The organism is Rhodoferax sp. RT5P35 (assembly GCF_056521385.1).
Window position 1 is genome coordinate 17,179 of record NZ_JBWMAX010000002.1, and the last position, 9,783, is coordinate 26,961.

Sequence of the window (9,783 nt, forward strand, 5' to 3'; positions counted from 1 at the left end):
AGGAAAAAGCTTGTGAATGAATCAATGGTTTTGCTTGCTTTGGGAGGCGGTGCTGCGCTCTATGCTGCGGCCCGTGTGAAGACGCGGCTGGAGTTGTCTCTGGCGAAACATCGCTCTCTCGCCGGGCATCCGCGCATGGCGCGGCGCATGGCGGCGCAGCTGCCGAACTACAGCTACGACGATGCCCAGGCCTTTGGCCTGGACGGCGCACCGCCCGAGGTAGTGGGGCTGCGCAAGACCGCGCTGGCCCGGCTCGCCGCCGAGTACACCAGCCGCTTCGCCCACAGCCTGCAGCTGACGCGCGCGGCCGAGGGCGACATCTCCGACATGCAGTTCATCGCCGCCTACAAAGTGCCCTACCAGTTCCGCGAGCTGTTTGGCAAGGCGCTGAAGACCGGCTCCTTTGTGCAGTCCACGGCCGGCGTGACCCTGACCGACATGGACGGCAATGTGTTCTACGACCTGACCGGCTCGTACGGCGTGAACCTGTTCGGCAACGACTTCTACAAAGACTGCATCCGCCAGGGTAGCGCGATGGTGGCCGAACTGGGCCCGGTGCTCGGCTCCTACCATCCGGTGGTGGCCGACAACGCACAGCGGCTGAAAGCCATCTCCGGCATGGACGAGGTGAGCTTCCACATGTCCGGCACCGAGGCGGTGATGCAGGCGGTGCGCCTGGCCCGCTACCACACCAAGCGCACGCATTTGCTGCGCTTTTGCGGTGCCTACCACGGCTGGTGGGGCGATGTGCAGCCCGGCATCGGCAACCCGGTGACCGAGCGCGATACCTACACCCTGAAGGACATGGGCGAGGCCACCTTGCGTGTGCTGCGCAAGCGCAAGGACATCGCCTGCGTGCTGGTGAACCCGCTGCAGGCGCTGCACCCGAACATAGGCGCACCGGGCGATTCCTCGCTGCTGGACAGCGGCCGCAGCGCGCATTTCGACCGCGCCGCCACCACCCGTTGGCTTAAGGAGTTGCGCCAGATTTGCACCGAGAAAAACATCGCGCTGGTCTTCGACGAGGTGTTTGTCGGCTTCCGCCTGGCGCCCGGCGGCGCGCAGGAATACTTTGGCGTGCAGGCCGATATGGTGACCTACGGCAAGACCCTCGGCGGCGGCTTGCCGGTGGGCGTGGTCTGCGGCCAGCATGCCTGGATGAAGCGCTTCCGCGACGATGCCCCGGCCGACATCTGCTTTGCCCGCGGCACTTTCAACGCCCACCCGTATGTGATGGGCGCGATGAATGTGTTTTTGCAGAGTTTGAATACGGCGCCGGTGCAGGCGATGTACGCCGGGCAGGACGCGCGCTGGGACCAACGCGCCGCCGACCTGAACCAGCGCCTGGCCGCTGCGGGCGTACCGGTGCAGGTGGCGCACATGTCCTCCATCTGGACCGTGCTCTACACCCAACCCGCCTGCTACAACTGGTTGCTGCAGCATTACCTGCGGCTCGAAGGCTTGGCCCTGAGCTGGGTCGGTACCGGGCGTTTCATCTTCAGCCTGAACTACAGCGATGCCGACTTCGCCGCCGTGGCCGCGCGCTTTGTGCGCGCTGCCCAGGCGATGCAGGCCGATGGCTGGTGGTGGCATAACCCGGCGTTAACGAACAAAGGCATCAAGCGCAGGGTACTGCGGGAGATGCTTGCGGAGAAATTTTGACAAACAAGGTGTGCCATTGCGTACACCCCAGTTTCAGCTAGAACGCAATCCCCCGGGGATGCCGTGGAACCGGCTTTGCCGGGCCACTGGCATCGCCCCCTGCAAGGGGGGTGGCGGAAAGTGCGCAGCACTGGAGCCTGGGGGTGTTAATACTTCCGCGGTTCGATCAGCTCGCCGCGCAGCAAGGCGAAAGGCGCTTTGTAGTACAGCAGGATGTCGTGGAACGGGTCGGTCAGGATTTTCGCCATCCACACCAGGCCAGCTTCCACATCCTTCAGGAAGAACAGGTGCACGGTGCGGAACACCAGGCCACCGACGCCCACGGCCAGCCACAGCAGGCCGGTATTGCGGGCAAAGCCTTCCCAGGTGGTGTGCGGCTCCAGCAGGCCGAACAGGCTGGGCTGCCAGACCAGCAGCAGTGGTGATGCGGCCCAGATCGCCAGCAGCACCACTTTGCGGCGCAGGTTGTAGCCGACCTTGATGTCTTCCTTGTGCTCGTGCGTGGCCTGGTTCACCACGTCATAGCCCTTGGGCTCGAAGAAGAAATGCCCGGCCTGGCGGCTGGTCATGGACACCAGCCAGGCCAGTAGCGCGGCCAGTGCCGGGTCCTTGAACAGCAGCGCGTAGGCGCAGACAAAGCTGACCGCGCTGACCAGGTGCAGCGACTGGTTGATGCGGCTGTGGTGGTAGTAGCGGTGGTCGTCCCAGCGCTGGACTCTGAGTTGCGCGAAGAAATCGGACATGGGGGCTCCTTGCTTAAACAGATGCGGGTTGCCGCTGCGGTGCGGCGATCAGGGGTGTGGCTGTGGGGGCTGGGTCCTGCCAGTGCAGCAGTTCCAGCCGCCCGTCCATGTGCTCCACCAGCGCGGTGCGGCTCTCTACCCAGTCGCCGTCGTTGCAGTACAGGGTGCCGTTGATGGTGCGCATTTCGGCGCGGTGGATGTGGCCGCAGACCACCCCGTGGTGGCCGCGCTTGCGGGCTTCGGCAGCTACGGCCTCTTCAAAGTCGCCCACGTAGTTCACCGCGGTTTTTACTTTGCCCTTCAGGTAGGCCGACAGCGACCAGTAGGGCAGGCCCATGCGGGCGCGCAGACTGTTCAGGTGCCGGTTCAGCTTCAGGGTCAGCTCGTACAGGTTGTCGCCCAGGTAGGCCAGCCATTTGGCGTACTGCACCACGGCGTCAAAGTAGTCGCCATGCACCACCCACAGCCTGCGGCCATCGGTCGTCACATGCACCGCCTCCTGCACCACCTCAATGCCGCCAAAATGGTGGCCCGCAAAGGCGCGCGCAAATTCGTCGTGGTTGCCGGGCACAAAGATCACCCGGCAGCCCTTGCGGGCACGGCGCAGCAGCTTTTGCACCACGTCGTTGTGCGACTGCGGCCAGTACCAGCGCCGACGCAACTGCCAGCCGTCGATGATGTCGCCCACCAGGTACAGGTAGTCGCTGGGGTGGGCTTTTAAAAAACGCAACAGCGGCTCGGCCTGGCAGCCCGGTGTACCCAGGTGAAGGTCAGAAATAAAGATGCAGCGCAGGCGCTGCGCGGGTACCGCGTCGTCCTCGTGCGGATCTTCGGCCATGGGTGCCAGGGCGGCGCGCCACAGCCCGGCGGCCGGAGCGCCTGCGTCAAAAGCCTGGAACATCAGGCCTCTGCCGGTGTGGCAGCCTCACAAAACGTGCGCAAGGGGTGCAACAGATAGTTCATGGTGGCTCCATGGCAATGCGGTTGTCCATGAGTGTGCGGTGGCCATATGACACGCACAAGGCGTTGGTGTGGCAAACGCATGACGTGCTGCGGGGGTTGCCCGGAACCTTTCGGTCGGTTTGGCAACCAACAGGCTCCGTAACGCAGAGAACCTTCCATGCACGCATCTGAAACCCAGGCCATCGTCACTCTGAGCCTGCTCGCCGCTTTTGTCGATGGTGAAAAGCACGCACGCGAGCGCGCCGAAATCAAGCGCATTGCCGAAGGGTTGTCCCAAGCCGACGGCCTGAACCTGCCCACGCTGTACCAGGACGTGCTCCTCAAGCGCGTCTCGTTGGACAGCGTAGTGGCCGCGCTGACCAGTGCCGAGTCCAAGCAGTTGGCCTATGAAATGGCGGTTTGCGTCTGCGATGCGGACGGTGTGCAGTCGGTGGCTGAGCAGCGCTTTCTGGCCAGCGTGCAGCAGGCTTTGGGGCTGGCCCCGGCCGCCGCTGCGCAGTTTGTGCAGCAAGCCGATGCCATGGCCTCGGCACCCTTGGCTGCACCCATGAACCCAACCACAGCCGCCACGCCCGTGGTGACCAAGCCCGGCGATGGTGTGCTGGATAAAACGATTCTGAACGCCGCCATCGTCAACGGTGCGCTGGAGCTGCTGCCCGAGTCCCTGTCCACCATGGCCATCATCCCCTTGCAGATGCGGCTGGTGTACGGCATCGGCAAGGCCCATGGCTTTGAGCTGGACCGGGGCCATATCAAAGATTTTCTGGCCACCGTCGGTGTGGGCCTGACTTCGCAGTACCTGGAGCAGGCGGGGCGTAAGCTGCTGGGCGGCTTGCTCGGCAAGGTCGGCGGCGGCCTGCTGCGCGGACTGGGCCAGCAGGCCGTCAGTACCGGTATGAGTTTTGCCGCCACCTATGCCCTGGGCCACGTGGCCAAGCGCTACTACGCGGGCGGGCGCACCCTGTCCACCCAGGTGCTCAAGGATGCCTACGCCAGCGTGGCCCAAGAGGCGCAAGGCCTGCACGGCCGCTACCTGCCCGCCATGCAGGAGAAGGCCCGCACCCTGGACGCGGGCAAGGTCTTGGCCATGGTGCGCGGCGCCTGAGCCTGCCCCGCGCGGCATAATCCGCGCCATGCCCAGCCTGCGCAACCCCCACAACTTTGCCCGCCGCTTGGCGCGTTGGGTGCTGCTGTGTTTTGCGCTGTCGCTGGGCGTGGCGATTGCGTCGCCGCTGACGCATCCGCAGGCCATGGAGCTGGTGTGCTCCAGCGCCGGGTCCGTCAAACTGGTGGTCACCGCCCCCGACGGCAGCACCCAGGTGGTCAGCCAGATGGGCGACTGCCCGCTGTGTGTGACGGCCAGCGCGCCGCCACCCGCCCCGGCCCGCACCCGGGTTGATCCGCCGCCCGCCTTGTCGTATGCGCTGCGCAGCATTCCTGCCGCGTATACCGCCTACGCCACCGCTGCGCCACTGCCTGCACGTGGGCCCCCCACGTCCGTCTGAATTACTAAATATGTAGCTGCCCGTGCAGGGTTTACCTGCGCTGGAAGCCTATTTCCTGTGTATTTTGGTCGGAGTTTTCTATGTCTTTTTCATTTGCTATTAAATTCGTAGCTGCTTGCGCAGTATCCGCCTGCGCTAGTACGTCTTTTGCCCATATTGTTCTGGCCGACCCTGCGGCCTTGGGCAATACCGGTTACAGCGCGGCCCTGCGCGTCGGCCACGGCTGCAACGGCTCGGCCACTACCGCCATCCGTGTCACCGTGCCCGCCGGTTTCAAGGGGGCCAAACCCATGCCCAAGGCGGGCTGGGTGCTGTCCACCACCGTGGGCAAGCTCGCCACCCCGTTCGACGACCACGGCAAGCAAGTCACCGAAGGTCTGCTGGCCGTGACCTGGACCGCCGCCCCCGGCAACGCCCTGCCCGATGCCTACTTTGACGAATTCGTGCTGCGCGGTACCCTGCCCGGTGAGGCCGGAGCGATGTGGTTCAAGGTGCTGCAGACCTGCGAAAAAGGCAGTACCGACTGGGCCGACATTCCCGCCGCAGGCGCATCTGCCCACGACCTGAAATCGCCCGCGGCGATGCTGGAAATCATCCCTTCCGACCACGTCGGCGGCCACCAACATTGAAAACGTTATTACTATGAAATATGTAGCTATTAGCCTAGCTTTCGTATGCGCTAGCGGCCTTTTTGTTCAAAATTCTTGCGCCCAAAATGTCGAGGTCAAAGATGCCTGGGCCCGCACCAGTGTGCAGGGCCAAAAGGCCTCTGGCGCGTTCATGACCCTGACCGCCAAAGAGGCCACCCGGCTGGTCGCCATCGCCACCCCCGTGGCCGGTGTGGCCCAGGTGCACGAGATGAAGATGGACGGCGACGTGATGCGCATGCGTGCCCTGCCCGACGGCCTGGACCTGCCCGCAGGCAAGCCGGTAGCCCTGACCCCCGGCGGCTACCACGTCATGCTGATGGACCTGAAAGCTGCACTGCCCAAAGACAGCACCATTCCCATGACCCTGGTGTTCAAAGATGCCAAGGGCGTGGAGAGCAAGCTGGAGTTAAAGCTGCCGGTAGCCACCACCGCGCCCAACGCTATGGCTGGGCACAAGCACTGAAGCATTTCTGACACATTGGGGTAAGCTGCACAGGCTGCGCGCCCAGACGGCAGCCCCCCATCATCAGGAGACACCATGAGCGATACACCCGCCTTTGATTTCAGCAAATTCGTGCCCGGTTTTGACTTTTTGCAGAACCTGGGCAAAGGCGCTGCCTCCGCCCATGCCGCCGCCCCGGCCATGGGCGGCTGGGTTGCACCCACCATCAGTGTGGAAGAGCTGGACAAGCGCATCACCGAGCTCAAAGCCGTGCAGTTCTGGCTGGACCAGAACGCCGTGGCCTTGAAAGCCACCATCCAGGCGCTGGAAGTGCAAAAAATGACCCTGGCCACCCTGAAGGGCATGAACTTCAGCATGGCCGACCTGGCCAGCGCCTTCAAGCTCAAACCCGAAGCCCCCACGCCCCCGCCCGCCGCCAAAGCGGCGGACAAGCCGGCCGACAAAGCCCCGGAACCGGCTGCTGCTGCCAACGCGCCCGCCGGGCCCGGCGTGGTCGATCCGCTGAAATGGTGGGGCTCGCTGACCGAGCAGTTCCAGCACATTGCCGGTGCCGCTCTGAAAGATGCCAACACCCAGGCTGCGCTGGAAAAAAGCAAAAACCTGGCTACCAACTTTGCCGCCGAAGCCATGAAAAGTGTTGGCGAAATCGCCAAAGCCGCGCGCAAGACCGTGGTGCCGCCCGCTGGCCCCAAGGCCCATGCCACTCCGCCTGCGACCGCCAAAAAGACCCCGGCTAAAAAGACCCCCACCAAGAAGGCCGCTGCTAAAAAGCACGCAGGCTAACCCACCTAACTGGCAGGGCCCAGGGCCCTGCCAGTGCCATTCACATCCAAGGAGGCCGCCATGCAACTCTTCCCCCACGGCCATGCCACGCACCCCGACTGGCGCATGGCGGCCGGGCTGGTGCTGGCCCAATTGCGCGCCCACATGGCGCTGCCCGACTACGCCAGCGCGCCGACCCTGGGCCTGCTCTACATCACCGACCATTACGCGGGCCAGGCCCAAGACATTCTGGACCACCTCAGCGGCGAGTTGCCCGAGGTCACCGACTGGTCGGGCACGGTAGGCATTGGCATCTGTGCCAACAACGTCGAGTACTTTGACGAACCCGCCCTGAGCGTGATGCTCTGCGACCTGCCTGCCGACCAGTACCGCGTGTTCTCCGGCGTGGCCCCGCTGGGTTTGGGCTTCGAGGCCCATACCGCCCTGGTCCACGCCGATGCCAACACCCCCGACCTGACCGAGCTGGTGGGCGAAATGTCCCAGCGCACCGACACCGGTTACCTGTTTGGCGGCCTGGCCTCCAGCCGGGGGCGCTCGGTGCAGTTTGCAGTGGGTGGTAATGGCAACATCAAGGGCCACGGGGCAGCCCGCGGCGTGTTCAGCGGCGGCCTGAGCGGCGTGGCGTTTGGCCCCGGCGTGGCGCTGGTGTCGCGCGTCACCCAGGGCTGCCAGCCCATCACGGGCAACCGCGTGGTCACTGCGTCCGATGCCAACCTGGTGCTGGAGCTGGACGGCCAGCCCGCGCTGGCCGTGCTGCTGGCCGACCTGGGCGTAGACCTGGAGCACCCGCAAGAGGCCCTGGGCCGGGTGCGTGCCACCCTGGTCGGGCTGACCCGCGCCACCGTGGGTGACGCGCCGGTACGCACCGCCCATTTCGGCAGCGACGTGGTGGTGCGCCACATCATCGGTCTGGACCCCACCCGCCGGGGCGTAGCGATTGGCGACCACGTGGCCGTGGGCACCCGGCTGGCGTTTTGCCAGCGCAACATGGCCGCGGCCAAGGCCGATCTAGTGCGCGTCTGCGCCGAAATCCGCGAAGAGCTGGAGCCCGAAGAACTGTCGATCGAACTGGCTACCGCACTCGCCGCCCCCGAGGCCGAATCCGCCCCGCACCCGGCGCGGCGCATTGCCGGCGCCATCTATGTGAGCTGCACTGGCCGAGGCGGCAACCACTTCGGCGGCCCGAGTGCCGAGCTGCAAATCGTGCGTCGCGCCCTGGGCGACGTGCCCCTGGTCGGCTTTTTCGCCGCCGGTGAAATCGCCCGCCAAAACCTGTACGGGTACACCGGCGTGCTGACGGTGTTTTCCGACGTAGGTCCGTAAAAGCCTATCGTCTCAGGGCGGTAAACGCCGCAAATTCCCAGCGCCGCATGCCCAGCACCAGGGTATAGGCCTCGCGGGCTTCTTCGGGGAGTTTTTGGTCGGCCAGGTGCTGCTGGGCGAAGTCCTGTGCCACCCGCTGCAGCCGCTCCAGAAACGCCGGGGCCAGGCTGCGACTCACCGAGCCATGCACCAGCAGCAGGCCTTCGCCAGGGCCGTCAAAACCACCGTTGTAGTAGTCCAGCACGACGTCCTCGCGGAAGAACTGCATCACCGGCCCGTGCGGCCGCCAGCGAAACGCTTTGGCCAGCTTCAGGCGGTAGCGGTTCAGCGGGCGCAGTTCGATGATGCCGATGCGGTCCAGCTGCGCCAGGCAGGTGATGCATTCGGCCTCGCTGAGTCGGTAGGCGGCGGTGATCTGCTCCAGCGTCCACTGGCTGAGTACGCAAATTGCCACCAGCAGCAGCTTTTTGTCAGCCACCACCGCCTGCTCCTGCTGCTGTGTCAGCTCGGCCAGCAGCGGCTGGGCATCGGCCACGCGGCGGGCCAGTTCGGCAAAATCCAGCTTCAGCGCCCGGCAGATGGCATCCACGCGCGATAGCGGCATGTCGCCTTTGGCCAACATGCGCTTTACGCTGGACTCGGCCACGCCCAACTGGACGGCCAGGTCGGCATAGGTCATCTGCGCGACCTTGAGTTCTTTTTTGAGGGCGGTAACGAGATCGGCGGTAGTGCTCATGGGTATCGATTATGGATACTTTACGTATAGAAAATTGGCTAGAGTCTGAAAATCAGGCCTTGGCCGCAGCAGTGTGCAGACACTCGCTTCATCCCATTTTTTGAAGGAATGCACCATGAACCGATTGGAAACCACTCTGCTGTGGACCGTGGCGATCGCCGCCGTGGCCGCAGCCTGCGGTCCGGCTATTGCCCAGCAGGCGCATTACCACGCGTTTGCCGACCAGCGGGCCTGGGCGGGCCTGCCGAATGCGCTGGACGTGCTGAGCAACCTGCCGTTTGCCGTGGGCGGGCTGTGGGGGTTGCTGGTATTAAAGCAGCAGCCGCCCAGCGTGCAGCGCGTGCTGGCGGCCCTGTTTTTTACGGGTTTGCTGGTGGCAGCGCTGTGCTCCAGCATCTACCACTGGCAGCCCGACGACACCCGGCTGGCCCTGGACCGCTGCGGGATGGTGGCCGTGTTCGCCGGTCTGCTGGGCCTGGCAGTGGCCGACCGCAGCAGCGACCGGGCGGGGTTGTGGACAGCGGGTGCGGTGCTGCTGTGGGGGCCGCTGTCGGTGGTGGTGTGGTCGGCCACGGGCAACCTGCTGCCTTGGGCGGTGCTGCAAGGCGGCGGCATGGTGTTGGTGCTGTGCCTGGTCCTGTGCCCACCACGGCCCGGTGCCTGGGGCATTCGCCTGGGCGGGGTAATTGGCGCGTACGCCCTGGCCAAACTGCTGGAGCTGGGCGACCACAGCGTGTTTGCTTGGACCGGCGGTTGGGTGTCGGGCCACAGTTTGAAGCACGCCGTGGCTGCATTGGCGGCGTGGCCGGTATTTGCCGCAATGCCGTCACGCAAGCTTCTGCACAATGGCGTGCAGAGCCTGCGCTAAGCGATGGCAACTTAAATTCATATTGCTATATTTTTAATAGCGTATTGCGTATATATTATCTGCGCTATCGCCTTATTTGGTTTAAAA

11 protein-coding genes are annotated in these 9,783 nt (G+C 64.6%); 8 read left to right on the plus strand and 3 right to left on the minus strand.

What is annotated here, in order from left to right; translation table 11 throughout:
* Positions 1–12 precede the first annotated feature (12 nt).
* Positions 13–1,662: an aminotransferase class III-fold pyridoxal phosphate-dependent enzyme gene (locus tag AC097L_RS02225; protein WP_479584479.1), complete on the plus strand. Its 1,650-nt coding sequence runs from the start codon at positions 13–15 to the stop codon at positions 1,660–1,662.
* A 146-nt stretch (positions 1,663–1,808) separates the two neighbouring features.
* Here the strand turns inward: AC097L_RS02225 and AC097L_RS02230 are convergent, their stop codons facing one another.
* Both AC097L_RS02230 and AC097L_RS02235 read right to left on the minus strand, forming a co-directional pair.
* On the minus strand, positions 1,809–2,405 hold the full coding sequence (locus tag AC097L_RS02230) for a hypothetical protein (RefSeq protein ID WP_479584480.1): 597 nt from the start codon (positions 2,403–2,405) through the stop codon (positions 1,809–1,811).
* Positions 2,406–2,418: 13 nt separating this feature from the next.
* On the minus strand, positions 2,419–3,306 hold the full coding sequence (locus AC097L_RS02235) for a UDP-2,3-diacylglucosamine diphosphatase (RefSeq protein ID WP_479584481.1): 888 nt from the start codon (positions 3,304–3,306) through the stop codon (positions 2,419–2,421).
* A gap of 219 nt (positions 3,307–3,525) precedes the next feature.
* Here AC097L_RS02235 and AC097L_RS02240 point away from each other — a divergent pair, with 219 nt between their 5' ends.
* The 6 genes from AC097L_RS02240 (at position 3,526) to AC097L_RS02265 (ending at position 8,092) form a co-directional block, all read left to right on the plus strand.
* Positions 3,526–4,473, plus strand: a complete 948-nt coding sequence (locus AC097L_RS02240) for a YcjF family protein (protein ID WP_479584482.1) — start codon at positions 3,526–3,528, stop codon at positions 4,471–4,473.
* Between the two features lie 28 nt (positions 4,474–4,501).
* Positions 4,502–4,873: a hypothetical protein gene (locus tag AC097L_RS02245; RefSeq protein WP_479584483.1), complete on the plus strand. Its 372-nt coding sequence runs from the start codon at positions 4,502–4,504 to the stop codon at positions 4,871–4,873.
* A gap of 80 nt (positions 4,874–4,953) precedes the next feature.
* Positions 4,954–5,502: a YcnI family protein gene (locus AC097L_RS02250; RefSeq protein WP_479584484.1), complete on the plus strand. Its 549-nt coding sequence runs from the start codon at positions 4,954–4,956 to the stop codon at positions 5,500–5,502.
* A gap of 13 nt (positions 5,503–5,515) precedes the next feature.
* Positions 5,516–5,986 (plus strand): copper chaperone PCu(A)C, encoded by a 471-nt coding sequence (locus AC097L_RS02255; protein ID WP_479584485.1) that lies wholly within the window; start codon positions 5,516–5,518, stop codon positions 5,984–5,986.
* A 75-nt stretch (positions 5,987–6,061) separates the two neighbouring features.
* On the plus strand, positions 6,062–6,769 hold the full coding sequence (locus tag AC097L_RS02260) for a PhaM family polyhydroxyalkanoate granule multifunctional regulatory protein (RefSeq protein ID WP_479584486.1): 708 nt from the start codon (positions 6,062–6,064) through the stop codon (positions 6,767–6,769).
* 60 nt (positions 6,770–6,829) lie between these two features.
* On the plus strand, positions 6,830–8,092 hold the full coding sequence (locus tag AC097L_RS02265; RefSeq protein WP_479584487.1) for an FIST signal transduction protein: 1,263 nt from the start codon (positions 6,830–6,832) through the stop codon (positions 8,090–8,092).
* 4 nt (positions 8,093–8,096) lie between these two features.
* Here AC097L_RS02265 and AC097L_RS02270 read toward each other — a convergent pair whose 3' ends face one another.
* Positions 8,097–8,828 (minus strand): helix-turn-helix domain-containing protein, encoded by a 732-nt coding sequence (locus tag AC097L_RS02270; protein ID WP_479584488.1) that lies wholly within the window; start codon positions 8,826–8,828, stop codon positions 8,097–8,099.
* Between the two features lie 115 nt (positions 8,829–8,943).
* Between AC097L_RS02270 and AC097L_RS02275 the strand changes: the two genes are divergently transcribed.
* Positions 8,944–9,696 carry a hypothetical protein gene (locus AC097L_RS02275; protein ID WP_479584489.1) on the plus strand — a complete coding sequence of 251 codons (753 nt, stop codon included), beginning with the start codon at positions 8,944–8,946 and terminating at the stop codon, positions 9,694–9,696.
* Positions 9,697–9,783 lie beyond the last annotated feature (87 nt).